The following is a 17,883-nucleotide window of genomic DNA, read 5'->3' as shown; positions in this document are numbered from 1 at the left end:
CGCTCCCGTGGTGGTCTGGGCACGCCGGAGGCGATGACCGGCTACACGTCGCTGGGGTCTCGTTTGTTGCCCTGAACTCGGACCATGATCAGGGTGCGCGGACGAGGGTCGCCGGCGGGGCCCGGCAGGGTGCGGACCTGGATACACGCCGGGATGGCCGCGAGACCATGCGGCTTCGGGGTGAGATCCAGGACCACGAGGAAGTTCACGGGTGGGCCGGCGACCTGGTACGAAATCGCCTGGGGCCCGTAGGTCTTGGCGTACGCGTCCCAGGAAGAGTCGGTCCAGTCCCGCTTGAGCTCCAGGGTGATGAGTTCGGTGTGCGGCTGCCAGGCGATGTCGACGCGGCCGCCCCCGATGTTGGTTTCCTCCATGCGCACCCGCAGGCCCTGGCCGCGCAGGAAGTCGCGGAGGTCGCGGCCGAGTTCGGCTTCGCGGGGTTTGTCCTCGTCCTTCTTGAGTTGGCGGAGGTAGGCCCGCGCTTGTCCCCCGTACTTCTGTGTCTCGGACAGCCGCAGGTCGACGAACCGGAGCAGGTGCAGGACCATGCGGTCCACGTCAGCGGCGAACTGCCCGACGTATCCGTCCGGGCATTGCTCCTGCAGTTGGCGGTGGGTGTCGCGGAACGCCGTAGCGATGATGGGCACTTCGTCGACCGGCAGGGCGGCTTGCCGGGAGGCGAGCATCGCTGCGATCCGCTCACTCAGTTCCGGTACGTCTGCCAGAAGGTTCTGTAGGCGCTCGGTATCTGCTGAGGAGAGCCCGAGCCCGGCGAGTTGTGCCGCCGGGCGGTCAGGTTTTGGGGACGAGGCACCACCCCCGGTGTCCAGCGCCTGCCGGAGCCGGGCGGCCTGTTCCCGAACGAGCGTGGTGGTCGGGTCCTGGTCGCGGCCAGGGTCCTCGACGAGTTCTTCCAGCCACTCGTCCAGGAGGGCCAGTCCGCCTTCGTGCGCGAGGAGGGTGGCCTCGACTCGGGGAGCGAGGAGGGAATGAAGGCCGTGCGTGGCCGCTGGTACAACAGGCCCCGGCTGGAGATTGGCCGGGGTCGAGGAGGGGGCGAACAGGTCGAGCGTCCGGTGGGCGGTGTAGACGTCCACGAGATCGCTGATCACGGCGGCGGCGTGGAGCCAGGCTCCGGGGCGGTCCGCGTGCTGTGCGCGGGTGAGGGTATCGAGGAGGTGTTGCCAGGCGGTGAGGGTGTCCAGCCGCGGAGTGCGCCACCCAGGTGGCAGGCCCAGGAGGTTGAGGCGTAGTTCCAGGACGGCTTCGTCGAGCTGGCTTCTGGCGTCGTCGGGGAGAGGAGCGCCGGCGGAGAAGGCGAGGATCGCGTCGATGGCGGCGCCGAAGGCGGCCGCGTCGGGTCGTTCTTCGTCCTGGTGGGCGTCGCTGAGGTGTCGACGGGCTTCAAGAAGGAGTGGGCGGGCGCGGTCAGCGTCGTTGGTGTGCAGGGCTTGGCGCAGGGCGAGCATGCCGAGTTCGAAGGCGGCGTCCTCGGAGACATCGTCGCGTTCGACCAGCTGACTCAGGAGGAGGCCGGGGGCGGGCGAGTCGAAATGCTCGGCGACGGCTCCTGCGACTCTGACGGTGCGCAGGGCGTAGTCGTCGTCGATCCGTGCAAGTTCCTGGTTCAGGCGGCGCAGACGGTCCAGGAGGCCATATTCGGCGGCGGCGCCGGCCAAGACGACGCGGGCAGTGCCTTCCAGGGCGATGCCGCCCAGGAGGTCGGTGTGGCTGCGGCTGGCATCGAGCCAGATGTCGGCCAAGTCATCGCCGAGTTCGTGGACAGCCTCGGGACATCCGAGGAGGGAGGTGATGACACCCTCCAGGCGGAGCGGGTCCTGAGGGACCTCGGCGGCAGTGAGGAGGAACGCACGGGCCTGGTCGTCCTGGATAGCTGTGTGGTCGGCGCACATCAGGGCGACGAGGGTGGGCAGTTCGTCGTGGTTGAGCAAGGTGGCGGTGTCCTGCAGGAGGTGGCCGAGCCCCCCGAGGTCGACGAGGGACGGCGTGGGTCCGCCGGCGCGCTGGGCGTCCACCAGCGGTTGCAGCGGATCGGGAGCGCCAGGGGACACCGGTCACCATCTCCTCACTGCGCTCGGCCGTCTGTGGAGCATAGGGGCCGGGCCTGTACCCGGAACACCCGCCGAAACGGGGTGGTCACCACAGGCGTTCCCCGGCCGGCGCGAGGCGTAGCTGGTCTTCCGGAATGACCGAGGCCACCTCCTGGCCGCGGGCGGTTGCGACGACAACCTGGAGCCGTGGTGCCGTCTCGGTGAGCTGGACGAGCCCTTCCAGCATCAGCTCCAGGTCTCCGCGGTCGACTTCTTCGGCGCCGGGCGAGTCGATGATGAGCAGTCCCGGGTGCCTGCCGACGCCAGTACGGATGCCGTGCCGCAGGAGCGCGGTGGTGGTGACGATCTTCAACCGGAGCTGCTCGCCCTCGGTGAGCGATCCGTACGACTGATGCTGGCCGCCCTTCCACACCTTCAGGGTGGCGCTCGTGCCCAGTTCGACGTCTTCGAGCATCTCCAGCCCGAGCTGGCGGCCCATCGTGACGATGTCGGTCTGGACGGCTCGGATGACCTCCTTCAGGGCCTGGGTGCGGCGGGTGTGCGCAGCCTTCTCGGCAGCCTTGAGGATGTCTTGGTCCCGTTGGAGCGGCGCGAGTCCTGCCGGGTCGCCGAGGTCGTCGAAGCGTCCTCGACGTTCATCGAGGGCGCCCTTCAGCCGGGCGACCTCGAGCTCGGCCGCTCGGCGATCGCCCGTGGCCGGGCGGGCCAGCGCCTCCTGAAGGGCGTTCCGGGTCTGGCCGAGTGCGGCAGTGACTGCGGTCGCCCTGGCCTGCTTGTCGGCCAGCACGGTGGCCGCCGTCTCAACGGCCTGTTGGACCTGGGCGAGTGTCTGGCGCAGTTCCTGGTCGTCGTCGACGTCGTCGACGTCGTCGAGGCCGTCTTCGTCGGCTGAGGTGCCGTCGTACTGCGTTGGGGACGGGTGCAGTTCGGAGGTACACAGGGAGCAGTGGCCTTCGTCTTCCCGGGCCCATTGGGTCTGGGTGACCTGGGCGTCGCAGCGGGGACACACCGTCGGTTTCAGGGTGTGGAAGAAGGCCTTGGCGAGGGCGGCTTCGTGCGCGGCGTGGACCAGAGCGGCCAGGTTCTGGCGCTGATGTTCGAGTTCGTCGTGCTGCGAGCGGGCTTCGGCGAGCTCGCGCTGCGCGGCGCCGGCCGCTTCGGTCGCCGCCGCGAGATCCTGGTACGCGCCGTTCAGGTCGGCGGCGCTCTGACCGAGGTCGGGAAGGGCGTCCAGCCGTTCCTGGGCTCGTTGGAGGCTGCGATCGAGTTCGTCGATTTTGCTCTTGCGCTCGTCTGCCTCGGCCTGCGCGCGGGCCTTGGCGGCGGACAGCTGCGCCGTGACGATCTTATGCGCGACCGAGGCGGACACCATCGTGGCGGCCCAGGGTGCTCCCAGAAAGAGCTCAAGGAGCCGGGTCGGCAGGGCGTTGCGGGCTTCGTTACCCAGGAGGTGGCCCAGGCCGGAGCGGTTGATGTGGAGGGCACTGGCGTACGCCGGCCAGGACAGTTCGCCGGTCAGGGGCGGTCCATCCACTCCTTCGGGGCGCTTCTGCTGGGTGCGCAGCGGCTCCAGACCGAGCCGGTCCAGCATGAAGGCGTCCATCAGCTCTTCGAAGGTGGCGGCGTTGTCGAAGGTCAGGAGCACCGCTCCGGTGTCCTTGGAGGCCACGGTCCCCGACGGCTTGCTGTTGCTGACGGTCATCTCGACGACGAGGGTCTCGTCGTCGAGGACGAACTCGGTGCGTACCCGGTGCAGCCAGCTCTGGACGTCGCGCTGGAGGGCACTGCGGCCGCGCAGGCACCACAGGATGATCTCCAGCACGCTGGACTTGCCGGCCTCGTTCTTGCCCGACGAAGCCAGGCACCACACTCCGGGCCCCATCTTCCAGTGGAAGTGAAAGGGCTCGCCCTCCTGGTCGTCGCCGCCATCGTGGTCACCGGCCGGAGCGGGGCGCACGCCCTCGAACTCCACCTCGGTGACGCTCAGCGAGTGCGGCCTGGGCAGGGCGGTCTGCGGACGCACGCCGTGCTCGGCGAGGACCGCCTTGACGTCGTCCAGCTCTCGGCCGGTCGCCTTCGCGATCTCCTCCAGCCACACCTCGACCGGGCCCGGGCCGCTGCTCGCTGTGGTCATGCCAGTCCCTCCTGGGCCAGCGCCTCGTCCAGGCGCTCGCGGACCCGCTCGGAGATACCGCCGATCATCCGGCGCACGGGTGTGGTGGCGTACTCGGGCTGCCCGTATTGCTGTTCCTTCAGCTGGGCTCCGGTCATCCCCTCGACCGCGGCCGCCACGTAGCCGGTCTGCTGGTCGTACCAGGCGAGGACCTCTTCGCTCTCGCGGAGCCGTTGGGCTTGGTCCGCGCCGGCCTGGAGGAGGAAGTAGTCCCTGCGGCGGACTCGTTCGTCGGACACTCGGCCTGCGCGCCGTACCGCGATGAGTCCCAGGTGGCGCAGCACGCTCAGGGCGTTGTCGAGAGCTTCGTAGGCTCCGTGGTCGTTGCGGAGCATCCGGTAGGTGTGCAGTTCCGGCTCGCGTTCTTCGAAGACGGCGCGGGCGTCGAGGAGCCGCTCCGCCGGCAGGCTGCCGTCCTGCCACCTGGTGATGATCAGGTTTGCGAGGTAGTCCGGGTTCCGTACGAGGAAGTCCAGCTTCTGCAGCTTGCGCTGGGACTGGATCGCCCGAACGGCTGTGTCGGGTACCTGCGGCCAGTCGGCGCAAGGTTCACCCAGCCGATCCAGGATGAACAGGACTCGTACCGCCGTCTGGCCTGTGGTCGGTGAAGGACTGACCGCGACCACCCCCTTGGACCTGCCCGAACGTCCAGGACCCTCACTGATTGCTGATCATCGGTCACTCACCATACAAGCGAACATCACCGAATTACCCCCGTGTGGCGCGATCGGCCCGGAAATCTCGATCGGCCGGAGGAGTGAACCCCGCGGTGTCGCCTGTGGTGTCGTATGCGCTTCCTGGCGTAGGGCACTGGTTGACGGGACACCGACGTGCCGGTGCCAAGCTCGTACGTAGACAGACCGAGGGACGGAGCCCGATCGTGGTGAACGCCAGCAGTGCGCCTTTGTCCTACGTGCCGTGGTCCCCCGAGGAACCCGGCTGGACGACCGACCAGGCAGGCATCCGCGGCGCCGAATGGCTCATGGAACAACCGGGCCAGAAGCTGGTCTTGGTCCCCCAGCTGCAGAACTACCAGCAACACCCGATGGCCCAGCACGTACGGAACGCCGTCGTCGCCAAGCGCGGCGCCCTGTCGGGGTGGGACCGCGGCCCGGTACTGGCACCATGGCCAACCCGGGAGATCGTGGGCGATCTCGCCAGTGACCTCCGGGGCCGGGCGACAGCCATCTGCGTCATTCCATGGGGCACCGATCCCCTCCTGACCGCGTGGCTGCGCGCACGCCGTGCGGTGAGCGTGGTCGACGGCTCCGTACACCCCGAGGCGGACGAACCGCTGCTGGAGCCGGTGGTCGAGGCGGCGATGACCGAGCTGGGGCAGCACGTGAACCACGCCAACGCCCTCGCCAGCCACATCGACAAGGCGTTCGCCTTGCACACGCTGCTGAAACTGCACGAGGCGGGCTACCGGTGGGACGTTGACAAGCTGTGCGGCTGGGCGCTGGGTCATGGCTTCACCGGCGCAGAGGAAGACCGTCTACGGCAGTACGCCACCAAGGTGCTTGAGGGATCCACGTTCCGACCGCTTCCGACCGACCCCTTCTCCCCCGGTGCCGTTCAGCGATGGCAGGACCAGGCGTCTTAGCTGCACGCGGTGAGGTCTGGCGCGGTACCGTGTCGCGCCATGACGCTGAGGACCAGCAGGGACCTTATGGCCTGGCAGCCGCCCACCGGCTGGCGCGAGCTGAGCAGCGAACAGCGCCACGCCTACCTCGAGCGCCACGGCATACGGATCCCGCTGAGGCCGGCCGACTGGGAGCAGATGGATCACGACCGGCGCATGGGCTACCTCTCCTGGCACTCCCGGATCCTGAGCGACACCCCCGATGCGCGGGCGGCCAAGGAGCGCGAGTTCCGCAAGGACCTGCGAGCCTGGAACGTGCTGATGGGCTGGTGGATCCTGTGCCTCCTCGTCGGGCTGGGCATCGTCTGGGGAACCGGCGCGGCCGGTGAAGGCATCGGGCTGCGCATCGGCATCACGCTCTTCGCGGGCGTGGGGTACACCATGGCGATCTTCATACCGATGCTGATCAGCAGGCCCTCCCCGCCCCGCACCTGATCCTTCGTCGGTGCTCGGCCCGAAATTCGGTGGCTGAGGGAACTACGGCCGTGCCAGGCTCCAGCCACTGAAGGGGCGTAGCTCAGCTCGGCCAGAGCAGCGGATTCCAAACCCGTGCGCCGCAGGTTCGAATCCTGCCGCCCCTGCGCGAACGGCAGCGCGTCCAGGTCCTCATGGGACCTGGCCGCTCGCTCATGAGCCGACGAACTGGGGCGTCACGCCAGTGCGCTGCAGGAACTGCCGAGCACCGTGCAGTGTGGTGCGCAGATTGCGCTGGGCCGCCCGCTGTCGAGGCGTACGTCGAGGGCGCCGGGAAGGGTGCTGCCGGCCCGCAGGCCCGTGGGCAACCGGGCGTCGTCGAGGCCGTCCCGCTTGGCGATAAGGATGCCGAGGTCGTGACGGCTCAGCGCGTCGGGCCCGCCGAGATGGTGCATGCCGGCCGCGTCGCACGAGGCCAACTCCAGCAGGGCGGCGGCCAGATCGGCGACGTGCACCGGGCAGCGGACGTCGTCGGTGAATCGATGAGCAGACCGACCTGACCATCCACGGCGTGATCCTCGCCGCCCACGCCGACGCTGCGGCCCTGCGCAATGCCGAACCTGGAGCAACTGGCCGCCAGCGATCCTCGGTCCGTGCCTCAGCGGGTCCTGACCGCCATCTTCGCCACTGCCCTCGCCGCCGATGAGATCGACGCCTGGTACGAGGCCTACTTCGAGGACTGACTGAGTCGGCGGCGGTTACGGTCATCGGTCGTGTCCCTCGCCTCTTACACCTACACGCCGTCACCGCCCGCCTCGTCGGCAACTTGGAGAGTTCCGTGGGCGCCGAACACGGTGTGGAACACCACCTGCCCGCTGTTGGACGCAGCGTCACTGAACCAGCGGCTGGAGCGCAGTGCCTGGGCGACGCATTCGGCCAGTGCGTCACCGACGGGCGCGACGGACGTATCGGGCGCCACCAGCTCGGGCAGGTCATCCAGGTCCATGCCGTACTGCTCAAGGTGTTGGATGAGCAGGTGGGCCAGGGCGCGAGAGGGGTCGCTGGTTTGGCGCTGCCCGTCGTCGGGGTCCATCAGCCCGGGGAAGACCACGGCGCGGGTGAAGAAGTCGCACAGGGCCCCGAACGCCTCCGGGTCCGGGTGGTGGCTGCGGTCGTCGCGTGCCGTGAGGGCCCACTGCAGGATGACGTCCACGTGCGCGCGCCGGGCCCGCTCCGCCGCGTCTGGCGTGCCGGCGTCACCGGACCCGAGGGCGGCGGCCCCGGCGGTGCCGTCGGCCTCCACGGGAAGCGGCGCCGTGACGGGCAGAACGTCACCCAGCTCGGCCTGCCACCGTTCGAATGTCGCGGCTTCCTCCTCGGCGCGCTGGTAGGCCGCGTCGTACTTGTCGTCGCCGAGGACTGCGGCAGACTCCGCCCACCTCGCGAGGATCGCAGCGTGCTCCCACCGGTCCTCGGACGCAGGAAGCTGGTCGCGGCGCCCGTCCATGAGGGCCGGCAGCAGCGCGGTGATCGCCGCCGGCGCCGCCAGTACTGGGATCGGTAACGCGACGAGTTTGTCACCGTCTCGCTCCTGGTACGCCCAGCCCGCGGACGAGTTCCACACCAGCTCCAGCCCGTCCGGCCACTCCTCGGCGGTCAGCTCCGCAGCCCCGCCGGTCCACGCCCACCGGGCCTCCGCCGTACCCCGCACCTCTCCCCGGCGGACCGCGAATTCGGCATCCGCGTAGCCGGCGCGCGCGAGAGCACCCTCGATGATGCGCGGGTACCTCTTCCAGCCCCTGAACTGGTCCACGGTGCGACCTCTCCTGTTGCTCCGAAACGGCACTGCCTCTGTCCGGGCAGACTGCCAGCCGCCACCGACAACGCCCCCGCCGGTAACCGAACGGGAACCGAAAGCACGAGCATTCGTACGGCTCCTTGCGCTGGGCCGGCTCCACCGCAGGGGCCAGCCCCGGAGCCGCTCACTCCCGTCACCCGCCCGTGCGTCTCCGTACGAAGCCGGCCCGCTGCGAGCCGCCGGCTGCCAGGGTGACATTCATGGAATCCGTCGTCACCGCCCTGGACCGCCTCTGGCCCGCCGAGCTGCGCACTGACCATCTCTTCCTGCGGCCGGTCACCCACGGAGACGGACTCCTCGTGCACGGGCTGCTGACCGACGACCGGGTCCGCGCGCACCTCGGCGGTCCGGTCACGCAGGAGCGCGTCGCCGCCCGGCAGGCCGCCTACCCGACGACGGCCGGCGCGTGGACTGTCGTCCGCGTCGCCGACCAGCGACCGATCGGCCTGGTGACCATCGGCGCCGACCACAGGTGCGAGGGCCGCGCCGAAATCTCCTACCAGCTGCTCCCCTCCGCCTGGGGCGAAGGGCTGGGCAGGGAGGCCGTCGCCGCGGCCGTCAGCTGGTGGACGGACGCCGTCCCGGGCGGTGGCCCGCTGGTTGCGGTCACCCAGAAGGCCAACCTGGCCTCGTGCCGCATGCTGGAGTCGATCGGCATGATCGTCGTGGACGAGTTCGACGAGCACGGTGCGCGCCAGTGCCTCTACACCCCCGCGGGCGACCAGGACGACAGCGATCTGCGCTGGGTCCGTCTGCTCGCCGAGCACCGGGACGCCGTCGAACGCCGACGAGGTGCCCAGGCACGCGCGACCGCGGCCGGCCAGGACCTCCCCGACGACCTCGCGGTGCTCACGCCCGAGGAGTTGGCCCGGCTGTGCCCCGCCCGTCACGGCGCCTACGGCCGAGTCTGCGCCCGCAGGGCCGATCACACGCCAGACCTTCACCTGGGCAGGGCGCAGGACGGCGCGTGGATCGCCTGGCTGACAACGGCTGGAGCTTCCTGACCGCTCGCCCCGGCGCGGCCAAGGAGCGCGTCGGCGCTCAGAACTCGCTGGCGCGCATGGGGACGAGTTCGGCGACCTCGAACTGGGTGGTCTCCGGGTGCAGTTCGAGGAAGCGGGCGATGACCTGGGGGTGAGCCTGGCCGACGAACAGGTCCAGCGCCACAGGGTCGAGGGGACCGTCGTCCAGCTGCAGGTACGTCATGGCCAGATGGGCGCCGTGATGCAGAGCGTCTTTCTCGGTGGGGTAGGTCCAGGTGCTCAGCCCGCGTCGCGGCTCGCTGCGGTGCAGCAGAACCCACGGTCCGCCGGCCGCCCCCTCAGGCGCGTTGGCCAGGGCCCGGCAGGTGCGGCACCACGACGCGTTCGCGGCGAGCCGCTCCGCTGAACCGGCCCCCCACACCGGTTCTGGCACGACGATGCGCGCGGCTGTCGGCCGTACGGGCAGGGTTTGCGGCTCCCGGGTGAGCAGTTCGGGGACCTGGTAGGCGGTGCGGGCGCGGCCTTTCCGGCCTGCCGGGAGCTGCCACAGAGCCCGCGGCCACGGCTCATCGAAGGTTACCGAGGGGCTGCTGCTGAACGGTCGGCCGAGGCCGGCCAAGTCCCTGTGGGACGGTTTCGGCTCCTCCCCGGGAGGCAGCGGCAGCAGCCAGCCGGCCGCGTCCTTCACCCAGCCCTGCCGGCAGCCGCCACACCAGTGCACGGCGGCAGCCTGCTCGGCGGGGCTGTCGTACCAGTCCGGCTCCTCCCGGCCCAGCCCTAGCCGCGTCATGGCGGTCGGCTTCTCGCACGGGCAGGACGCGAACCGGTACAGCTGCACATCGGGCTGCTCGTCGCGCGAAGCGTGCAGCCACGCCCGGTGGACACCCAGCGCCTCTGCCAGCGCCTCCCGCTCACGTTCTCCGGGCCGGGACCGGCCCGCCGCCCAGTGCCCGATCTGGTGCGCGCCGACGCCGACGTCGCCGCCCAGGCCGACGGCTGTCTTCGCGGCCGCCTCTTGCAGCAGCCGCAGGCGTCGCGCGAAGGGAGCCAGCTCCAGCAGCGCCCACACCGGATGGTCACCACGGGGTTCGACGTACTCCAGATCGTCTTCCCACACCTCATGGAGCTCGTTGTAGGACGTGGCGTGCTCGGCCAACGTCTCGATCACCCACCCGCGCACCGCAGCGTCGTGTGCCCACTGCTCATCGGTAGCCTCACGCGCCGCCGCGTCCGCGTTCTCCTCCAGCACCAGCTCCTCGTGCATCGGGAACACCAACTCCTCGACGGCCAGCAGTGCCCGGGAGGCGACGACACGACGAGCAGGCTCCGGCACCGCGCCGTTCAGCACACCCGACAGCACGTCGACGGCCCGCACCACCAGCCGGTCCTGCTGCTTCCCCCACCTGCTCACCCTGGCCCCCTCCCGCGGCCGCCGCGGCCCCGCACGTGCCACATCATCCCGACTACGACACGGACTCGGGCGACAACGACCGAAGTTCACCCACACCAGAGCAGACCCGCCTCACCTCTCGGCCGGCCACCAGCGCCCAGCGTCAGGCCCAGCACAGCCGCTGGCTACGCGGCCACATACGCGGTGCCCGCCGACCGTCTCGGCGCCGTCGCCGAACAGGCCGAACTCGCCCCCGCGCCCGCCCGACCCTGCGCCGTAGCAGCCGGACAACCTGCACGCATGCCGCACCCCAACACACTCGACTACGCTGCGCGTTGTCGTCAGGGCGAAGGAAGGGCGGGCTGTGGCCAAGCGGACGAGCGGCCCCGAGAAGAACCGCAAGGAGCCGATGTCCGGCGTCGCGCGCCGGCTGTGGGCGTTCTCCGGCAACGAGTGCGCCTGGGGCGACCCGCACTGCCCAACGCGGCTGGTCACGGATGAGGGCGCCTGGGTCGGCAAGATCGCCCACATCATCGGCGCTGAGCCCGGCAGCGCCCGGCACGAGGCATGGGACGGCCGGGACGTCGAACAGCTGAGGGACTTCGACAACCTGATGCTGCTGTGCGGGGTGCACCACGACCTGATCGACAGCAGCGTCACCCGGGACAACTACACCGTCGAGTACCTGCGCGCGGTCAAACAGAAGCATGAGGGCACGTACCGGTACACGGTCGACGACATCGAGGCCGAGTTCCGGGACACGGTCAACGGCTTCCTGGTGCGGCCCGCCACCACCATGCGCCGCTTCTTCGCCTGGGAGGACGCCGACCAGGATCCGTCGGACGAACAGGACGTCCTCGAACTGGTCAACCGCTTCGCGGGGCGTGTCGGCGGCCTCACGCGGATGGCCCGACAGGTTCTCGCCCTCGTGGTCCACGAGGAGACCACGGACTTCGAACTGGTGTTGCGGCGCTTCTCGGCGGACCGTACGACGCTGCTCAGCGTCGTACGCGAGCTCCAGAAGGCGGAGATGGTCTACCTCCACGACGAGGAATACGACGAGGACCGCGGACAGCTGTCCCTGCTCGGTGGCGCTCTGGAGGGTGTCTCCGAGATGTGGGACGAGCTTCGGGGCTTCTGCCTCGACGAGAAGGTCGACCTGAAGGAGATCCTGGTGGATCTCGACTTCTCCCGCCTGGACTGAGCCGTCGGCGACTGTACGAACCGCCCCGGGAGTGTCGGCCCCGGCCGTACTGCGTCCCGTCACGGGGACCGGGGCCTGTCCCGCACACTCCATTCCGGCACGGGCCACAGCGAGACTAATGGGTGAGCCGAGAGCTCCAATACGGCTCTCTGCGGGCTCGACTCACCGGCCGGGACGAGGTACCGCGGACGGGCGTGGCACCGGGACTCCCTTGGCGCGTTTATGCGGCCGGCCGCCGTACAGGACAGCTACCACGAGCGGCGCCACCGACTGCACCGTTCTCCCCATCCTGGACTCGGGCCGTGTCGGCCTCAGTGGGCCCGGCGGCGACACCGTAGAAGCCACCGAAAGCCTCGACCCCGCTCTTCCCCTCCAGCTGAGCGAGCAGTGCTGCCGCTGCGACGCCGCGAGCAAGCTCACTCGCCGTCCGGACCACACGGTTCTGTGCGCGTCCCGACCGAGGACGACCGTCGCTGAACTGCAGCACGTCACCGTTCTCGCCCAAGCTGCCGCCAGCGCGCTCGGCTTCGCCACGTAGCCAGTTCTTGGCCTGCTCGCGAGAATGGCCCCATTGCCTGAGCTTGTACGCGATGTCAGCGCCGCACAGCGGAACGGCGAAATCCAGAAAGAGCCGCAGCTCCTCAATAGCATCCAGCGGTTCGGGCTGACGCATGAAAATACCCCCTAAAACGACAACGCAAGAATTTGAGAACCCCGAAACCGGCTAGAGAAGCGGTTGCGTTCCGGGCGAAAGCGAGCAGGAAGCATCAGTCGGGAAGACGCCGTCACGATCGGGCCACACGGCCTGCCAGTACGGCACAGCGGTATCCCGGCCATACACCGCCCGTAGCATCGCGAAGGGTTCCAAGGACTCCACGGGGCGCATGAGCAGTCGGAATCCGTTCGCGAGAAGCCCGTCCAGGACCTCACCGGTGACCGGACCAGACGATCCGGCGAACCGCTCGACGACGGAATGGAGCACGCCCTGCATCGCCCTGACGTCCAGGCCGGCCATCACGAACTCATGTCCCAGAGACTCGTGCAGACCGACGGTGTAGCAATAGGCGGCAGAACCCTCATCAGCAAGAACCGCCTGGACGGCGAACCCGTGCTCCGCGATAATCTCACGCAGTCGAGCAACGTACTCCGTCATGAAATCGGGCAGACACACAGGGCAATCCGCGTCCCCGCAGGAATCGTAAGGTCGGCCCTCCGGCAAAACACTGGCTGCGACAGCGGGTGTGAAATCCAGATCGCGAACAACCAACTGGGACAGGTCGTCCTCCTGATGGAACGACTCCAGAGCCGGAAGATCGATCAAACCCCACCGGCCCTGTGACAGGTCACCGCCCAGGCACGACCACCCGTAAGCCTCACCGCTCGCGTCATCGACCTCCACGACGTACCACTCGCCCCAGGCGGAGAAGTACCGGAGGCCGACCACCCTGTGCCCATGCGGCTCCAAGACCGTTTCCCACAGACCCGGGATCTCGGCCAGCACCGCCGGAGCCGGATAGAAGTCGTGGCCGCGCTCCCCGCGCCACACCTCAGGCGGCCGCGTCCCGACTGGAGCACCCCCCTGCACGGAACGCTCGGGCGCGGGCTGGGCACGGAAGACGACCTGCTCCACATCCGGGTGGTAGATCGAGGCCTCGTCGCCGTCCCAACGCACCGTGTACGTCTCCAGGTCGCCGGGCAAGGCGCGCAGTTCGGGGACGGTCTCCATCGCCCGGAGGAAGAGGGCGATGAACACCTCCTCAGGGATCCCGGAATCGGCAGAAACGGTGGTTCGCTCCCAGGGGTGCCCGAGGAAGCGCATGCGGATGTCCGCCATGATCAGTTCTCCAGTGAATCGTGGGTGGGGGAGGCCGGGGAGTGGCTGGCCGTTGTGCGCGTCGTCGATCCGGGCGATCGCGGAGCGGCGGCGCCGCGCCGCCGCATGCGTCACCGGCCAACCGGCCCCGACGGGGTGAAAGGGGGGGAGGAGCCCGGATCAGGAGTCGGACGACTGCTGCGCCCGGTACTCGCCCACCACGGCGAGCACCGCGATGCCGAGAAGGTCGGCCCCCTCGCCCGCCATCCAGTCGCCGAGCGTCGCTCCCGGGCTGTTGCTCAGCCGTTGGATGAGGTCGTGCACGCCGACATGCGGAACGCCTTCGGCATCGCAGCCAGCCTCGAAATGTCCGAACTTCGGGACGTGCGCGTGGTAGTGCCCGTCTGTGCTCCAGTGAGGGTCCTGCCACAGCTCGAACACGGCGTTCGGGGCGTCCTCCTCCAGTCGCGCGGCGACCTCTTCGCAGAGGCCCAGCGCGGCGTCCCGGGAGCGGTAGACCTGCCCTAGCGTGAGGACCTCGGCAGGGCCACGCTCGTACTCGCCGCAGAGGCTGTGCTCCCGCATGAGGTCGAGAAGCGGAACGAGTTCGCCAGCGGGTGCCGAATGGATGCGGAGCTGCAGATCAGCAGACACGTTTCTTCCTAGGTTCGAGCGCCACGATGGGCGCGCACATAGAAGGGGGAGGGGGGAGGGGCAGGGCCGCGCGTTTCGGGAGCGGCAGAGGTGAAGCAGAGGGCCTTCGGCGTTTCGGCCGGCGCGCTCGCACCTGCGGGAGACCGGCGGCGTGAGGCGGCTCTCCGGCTGTCCGGCGCGACGGGGAGGACCGGTTGACGGTGGCCGTCAGAGCCGCGATGTCTCACGCTGCCAGTCGCGCGTCTCAGCGCGGCGAACCAGACGCCGGAACCAGGGCCCTTTTTCGCCCTCGTCGCTGTACCGACCCGGCAGGATCTTGCTTCCCACGGAGCCGGTCCGAGCGTTCTTGACCTTGCGACGCCTCGCGGGACGCTTCTTTGCCCCGGTTCCCGGGACGGGGGTACTCATGTCGAGATCAACTCCGCATTCGCCCCGATGTCTCACGCGTGGTCGTTCTCGGCGCAGTCGGGGCAGTCGTCGGGACAGCGGTTTAGGGGTTCGGGCACGGCCCGAGAGGGTTAGAAGGTCAGCGACTGAGGGTGTTCAGCTCACGCTTCACTCCTCACTGACCACCACCCGCACGCCGGACATGCGGCACTCCTGGCCGCGCACGATGTGGCCGTCCAGCCGGCCGTTGATCAGGTCGACAACCGCTCCGCACCCGGCGGACGGACAGCGGACGGCCATCACCCGGCCCTCGTCGTCGAGGAGGGGCATCTCGTGGGCGACAGCCATCGCGGTCTGCTCGCCCTTCAGGCGTACGGAGAAGGTCACCGCTCGCCCGGCCCGTATGTCATCGAGACACGACTGGCACAGGGGCTGCTTGCGGGCTCTGGCTGTGGCCGCTGGTGAAGGGGTCGCACGGTGGCCGTCGGGAGAGACGCCGGGCGGCAAGCCCGTCTCGGGGTCGATCAAGAGGCTCGGGGCGGTGTGGCGTTCCAGCTCGTGAAACATGGTCGGGCGGCCGCAACAGGGGCATTTCATCAAATAGAACAACGCGAGCTCTCAGGATCGTCGGAGTGGGTGGGCGCGGACTGCCCCTGAGGGAAGGGCTGTCCTGCGGTGACTTGGGGCTGTCACGGGGAGATGTAGCCGGTGACCCCGGTCGGGTCGACTTCCTCGACGAGGCCACGGGCGGCGGCCTGTTGGTCGGGTGGCTTGTCGGCGGGTTCTGCGGTTCCCCCGCCCCCGCAAGAACAACAATACACATGGAAATACAAAGACGCAACAGCCGAGATTCTCGACCCCCATGCAAGGCACGGCCAGCCTCAACCTGAACGAGAGCGGGGGGCCGTCCGCCTCGGGACCCGGCCCCCCGGGCATGTGCCGGAGAGCATCAGGGACCGTCCGGTCGCCGCCGTCCCTATGCCGCGCCGCGCGAGTGCCCGTTACCCATGCGGCGCGCCGGGCCTCCGCGCCCACATCCGCCCGCCCAGACACCGGAGCGCCAGAGCAGAAAGGGGCGCGCGGAGCCGGCAGATGTGCGCCCTGCCCGAGACCCGGCCAGGCCCGTACCGTCGCAAGAACGGCCGAAGACCCCGGCATGACGCCCGGAACAGCGGTCGAGGAGGACGGTGGCATGGTGATGGAGCGCAGGAGGGTACTGAGCGCCGGGCTTTGCGCGGCGGCACTATGGGCGGGCGACACGACACCGGCACTCGCCAGCGGACTCAGCCAGCGCCTGGCGGACAGGGAACTCCCGGCCGCGCGCAGGTTGTTCGCCACAGGCAGGTACGACCGGCTGCACCAGGTGCTCCCTGGGATGGTGACCCGCGCGAGCGAGAGCGAACGAACGGGCCCGGTCGGCGCCAGCCGGGCGGCAGGGGTATGGGTGCTCGCCTCTCAACTAGCAGTCAAGGAAGGCGACGTAGACACGGCGGCCGCCTTCGCAGCCCGAGCCGGAACGGCGGCCCGCCGCTCGGGCCACCCGGTCCTCCTCGCGGCCGCCGCGCGCGCGGCGGCGACACCGCTGCGCCGAACGGGCCGCCCGGATAGCGCCCTGCAGCTGCTCCAGGAAGCACACGATGAGCTGAACGCCGGCCCCCGACCGTCCGCGGTCGTCCTGGACGCATCCGGAATGGTGGCCCTGACCGCCGCGTACACCGCCGCCCAGGCCCGCATGCCCTCCGCTGCCGAGCAGTTCGCGTCCCTGGCCGAACAGACCGCGGCCCGCCTCCTCCACGACCGGGGGCGAGTGCCAGCGGACGGGGAGCTGTCGCCGACGCAGTGCATGCTGTACCGGGTCGGGATCCACCAGAAGCTCGGCGACATCGACCGCGCCCTGGCGTACGCCGCGGGCCTGGAGCCAGCCGTGCTGCCCACGCCGGAGCGCCGAGCCCGCGCGGCGACCGACACCGCCCGCGCCCTGCTGGCCGCTGACGACGTGCCATCCGCATTCGTCCAGCTACAACTCGTGGAGCGTGCCGCACCGCTGGAGGCCCGCCGCCCCTCGGTGCGCGCGCTGACTGCCGAGGTCGCCGCGCGCCGGCCGGACCTACCGGGCCTCACCGCCTTCGCCCGCCGCACCGCCCTGCGCGTCGCCCTCTGACCGCTCCGCCGACCGAATCCCCACCGCCCCTTCCTCGTACAGCTTGATCAGGGTCGAGCACACCGTGCACTCTGTTGCCGGGAACTCCTCCAGTTCCGAATGGACGCGGCAGTTGCCAGCCGCATCGACCGGCCACCCGTGGCGGTGTTCCAACCAGTCGTTGTAGTCCATGCCAGTCAGCCCGAGGAACTCGTACTGCTCAGTCGGCTGCGCCTCCCACTGTTCGCGCAGCGCGTCCATGAACTCCTGACGATTCACTGTGCTGCTGTCCTGGAACACCTGTTCTCCTCTCATTCGCTTGCGGACACCACGTCCGCATGGACTCCGAGCCGGAAGCCGAGCCCGGCGTGCTGGGCGTCGTCAGCCCAGGTAGTAGGTGTGTGTCGGGCGAAAGGTCGGGTAGAGCAGCTCGAACCAGCCCGGCCCCCGAGGATCGTCGAAGGCGAGCAACGCCGGGTCTTCCAAGGTGCAGCAGCCACACTTCGGATCCATCCACGTGATCGCGAGGTGGGGAAAATCGACCGACATCTCGCGGATGGCCTCATCCCACGCTCTCTTGTCCTCGTCGCGCCAGTCGTGCTGAGCCCCGTCCATGTAGACCCGGTCCAGGCGCTCGGCCCATTCGTCGAATGTCATTCCTGCGGCCTCTCGGTCCTTGTGGTGCTGTGAGTGGCCCGGTCCAGCCCCGGCTAGAAGGGGTGCGGGAGCCGATGTCGGGCCCGGTAGGTCAGGCAGTTTTGCCTTGGTTATGAGGGCGGTGGTGCTCCTGGGGTGTGAAGGCCAGCCGGGTCAGTTCAGTACGCGGAACTTGCGCCAGTCGGCCCACTCGATCCAGGTCGGCCATTGCGGAACGAGTCCGTCAAGGAGGCGTGTGGCGCCGTTGCGCTGCTCAAAGTCGAGGAGTCGCACACGTCGGGTGGCGGTGTAGAGCACGGTCTGAGAGTCGGCCATGACCGAATCGTCGACCTCGACCAACATTCCGATGTGCTCCGCCGACAGGGCGGCAAGGGTTGTGCCCATCTCAGGGTTCACGCCGCTGGAGCGCCTGCGCTCCGAGCTCGTCCGCGCTGACAGCGAAGTCGCAGGCGGCTGCGCCCGCCACGGCAGGGCGGTTCCTTCCGCCCTTCGCCGC

The 17,883-nt window shown here is 69.5% G+C and carries 17 protein-coding genes, 1 tRNA gene and 1 pseudogene; 6 read left to right on the top strand and 13 right to left on the bottom strand.

All coding sequences use genetic code 11. The annotated features are described in order from the left end of the window. Positions 1 to 41: 41 nt before the first annotated feature. The 3 genes from ACNFOC_RS17580 to ACNFOC_RS17570 form a co-directional block, all read right to left on the bottom strand. Entirely contained in the window at positions 42 to 2,072 is a 2,031-nt protein-coding gene (locus ACNFOC_RS17580; protein WP_212728881.1) for a hypothetical protein, read from the bottom strand. An 85-nt stretch (positions 2,073 to 2,157) separates the two neighbouring features. Next, on the bottom strand, positions 2,158 to 4,206 hold the full coding sequence (locus ACNFOC_RS17575; RefSeq protein WP_416960052.1) for a hypothetical protein: 2,049 nt from the start codon (positions 4,204 to 4,206) through the stop codon (positions 2,158 to 2,160). Continuing rightward, entirely contained in the window at positions 4,203 to 4,871 is a 669-nt protein-coding gene (locus ACNFOC_RS17570; protein ID WP_200726538.1) for a hypothetical protein, read from the bottom strand. The genes ACNFOC_RS17575 and ACNFOC_RS17570 overlap by 4 nt, the downstream gene beginning before the upstream one ends. A gap of 257 nt (positions 4,872 to 5,128) precedes the next feature. Here ACNFOC_RS17570 and ACNFOC_RS17565 point away from each other — a divergent pair, with 257 nt between their 5' ends. From ACNFOC_RS17565 to ACNFOC_RS17555, 3 genes are all read left to right on the top strand, one after another. Beyond that, the gene (locus tag ACNFOC_RS17565; protein ID WP_212728883.1) at positions 5,129 to 5,848 is read left to right on the top strand and encodes a DUF1889 family protein; all 720 of its coding nucleotides are present in this window, start codon (positions 5,129 to 5,131) and stop codon (positions 5,846 to 5,848) included. A gap of 39 nt (positions 5,849 to 5,887) precedes the next feature. Next, complete coding sequence (locus ACNFOC_RS17560; protein ID WP_200726567.1) at positions 5,888 to 6,322, top strand: hypothetical protein; 435 nt, start codon at positions 5,888 to 5,890, stop codon at positions 6,320 to 6,322. A 71-nt stretch (positions 6,323 to 6,393) separates the two neighbouring features. Beyond that, a tRNA-Trp gene (locus ACNFOC_RS17555) sits at positions 6,394 to 6,468 on the top strand. 46 nt (positions 6,469 to 6,514) lie between these two features. On the opposite strand, the pseudogene ACNFOC_RS17550 reads toward ACNFOC_RS17555, so the two are convergent. Then, a pseudogene (locus tag ACNFOC_RS17550) lies at positions 6,515 to 6,840 on the bottom strand (dTDP-4-dehydrorhamnose reductase); the annotation flags it as partial. Between the two features lie 254 nt (positions 6,841 to 7,094). After that, positions 7,095 to 8,114: a hypothetical protein gene (locus tag ACNFOC_RS17545; RefSeq protein WP_416960051.1), complete on the bottom strand. Its 1,020-nt coding sequence runs from the start codon at positions 8,112 to 8,114 to the stop codon at positions 7,095 to 7,097. A gap of 245 nt (positions 8,115 to 8,359) precedes the next feature. On the opposite strand from ACNFOC_RS17545, the gene ACNFOC_RS17540 reads away from it, so the two are divergent. Next, entirely contained in the window at positions 8,360 to 9,163 is an 804-nt protein-coding gene (locus ACNFOC_RS17540; RefSeq protein WP_416960050.1) for a GNAT family N-acetyltransferase, read from the top strand. A 37-nt stretch (positions 9,164 to 9,200) separates the two neighbouring features. Here the strand turns inward: ACNFOC_RS17540 and ACNFOC_RS17535 are convergent, their stop codons facing one another. Continuing rightward, positions 9,201 to 10,553 carry a helix-turn-helix domain-containing protein gene (locus tag ACNFOC_RS17535; RefSeq protein ID WP_416960049.1) on the bottom strand — a complete coding sequence of 451 codons (1,353 nt, stop codon included), beginning with the start codon at positions 10,551 to 10,553 and terminating at the stop codon, positions 9,201 to 9,203. 343 nt (positions 10,554 to 10,896) lie between these two features. Here ACNFOC_RS17535 and ACNFOC_RS17530 point away from each other — a divergent pair, with 343 nt between their 5' ends. Next, positions 10,897 to 11,736 carry a hypothetical protein gene (locus ACNFOC_RS17530; RefSeq protein WP_212728886.1) on the top strand — a complete coding sequence of 280 codons (840 nt, stop codon included), beginning with the start codon at positions 10,897 to 10,899 and terminating at the stop codon, positions 11,734 to 11,736. Between the two features lie 220 nt (positions 11,737 to 11,956). Here the strand turns inward: ACNFOC_RS17530 and ACNFOC_RS17525 are convergent, their stop codons facing one another. The 4 genes from ACNFOC_RS17525 to ACNFOC_RS17510 form a co-directional block, all read right to left on the bottom strand. Further along, positions 11,957 to 12,409, bottom strand: coding sequence for a hypothetical protein (locus tag ACNFOC_RS17525; protein ID WP_416960048.1), 453 nt, complete (start codon positions 12,407 to 12,409; stop codon positions 11,957 to 11,959). A 51-nt stretch (positions 12,410 to 12,460) separates the two neighbouring features. Beyond that, positions 12,461 to 13,684 carry a DUF4262 domain-containing protein gene (locus ACNFOC_RS17520; RefSeq protein WP_416960047.1) on the bottom strand — a complete coding sequence of 408 codons (1,224 nt, stop codon included), beginning with the start codon at positions 13,682 to 13,684 and terminating at the stop codon, positions 12,461 to 12,463. Positions 13,685 to 13,729: 45 nt separating this feature from the next. Further along, positions 13,730 to 14,203 carry a hypothetical protein gene (locus tag ACNFOC_RS17515; RefSeq protein ID WP_416960046.1) on the bottom strand — a complete coding sequence of 158 codons (474 nt, stop codon included), beginning with the start codon at positions 14,201 to 14,203 and terminating at the stop codon, positions 13,730 to 13,732. Positions 14,204 to 14,758: 555 nt separating this feature from the next. After that, on the bottom strand, positions 14,759 to 14,977 hold the full coding sequence (locus ACNFOC_RS17510) for a hypothetical protein (RefSeq protein ID WP_249938729.1): 219 nt from the start codon (positions 14,975 to 14,977) through the stop codon (positions 14,759 to 14,761). Between the two features lie 769 nt (positions 14,978 to 15,746). Between ACNFOC_RS17510 and ACNFOC_RS17505 the strand changes: the two genes are divergently transcribed. Beyond that, complete coding sequence (locus ACNFOC_RS17505; protein WP_249938730.1) at positions 15,747 to 16,751, top strand: transcriptional regulator; 1,005 nt, start codon at positions 15,747 to 15,749, stop codon at positions 16,749 to 16,751. On the opposite strand, the gene ACNFOC_RS17500 is transcribed toward ACNFOC_RS17505, so the two are convergent. The 3 genes from ACNFOC_RS17500 to ACNFOC_RS17490 all read right to left on the bottom strand — a co-directional run bounded on the left by ACNFOC_RS17500 (position 16,698) and on the right by ACNFOC_RS17490 (position 17,702). Beyond that, complete coding sequence (locus tag ACNFOC_RS17500) at positions 16,698 to 17,030, bottom strand: hypothetical protein (protein ID WP_416960045.1); 333 nt, start codon at positions 17,028 to 17,030, stop codon at positions 16,698 to 16,700. The two genes, ACNFOC_RS17505 and ACNFOC_RS17500, sit on opposite strands and share 54 nt — an antisense overlap. 81 nt (positions 17,031 to 17,111) lie before the next feature. Then, positions 17,112 to 17,387, bottom strand: a complete 276-nt coding sequence (locus tag ACNFOC_RS17495; RefSeq protein WP_212728890.1) for a hypothetical protein — start codon at positions 17,385 to 17,387, stop codon at positions 17,112 to 17,114. Between the two features lie 153 nt (positions 17,388 to 17,540). Continuing rightward, positions 17,541 to 17,702 carry a hypothetical protein gene (locus ACNFOC_RS17490; RefSeq protein ID WP_416960044.1) on the bottom strand — a complete coding sequence of 54 codons (162 nt, stop codon included), beginning with the start codon at positions 17,700 to 17,702 and terminating at the stop codon, positions 17,541 to 17,543. Positions 17,703 to 17,883: the final 181 nt, after the last annotated feature.

It is taken from the genome of Streptomyces colwelliae (genome assembly GCF_048158785.1).
Taxonomy (GTDB): Bacteria; Actinomycetota; Actinomycetes; order Streptomycetales; family Streptomycetaceae; genus Streptomyces.
This window is presented reverse-complemented; position numbering and strand designations above follow the sequence as displayed.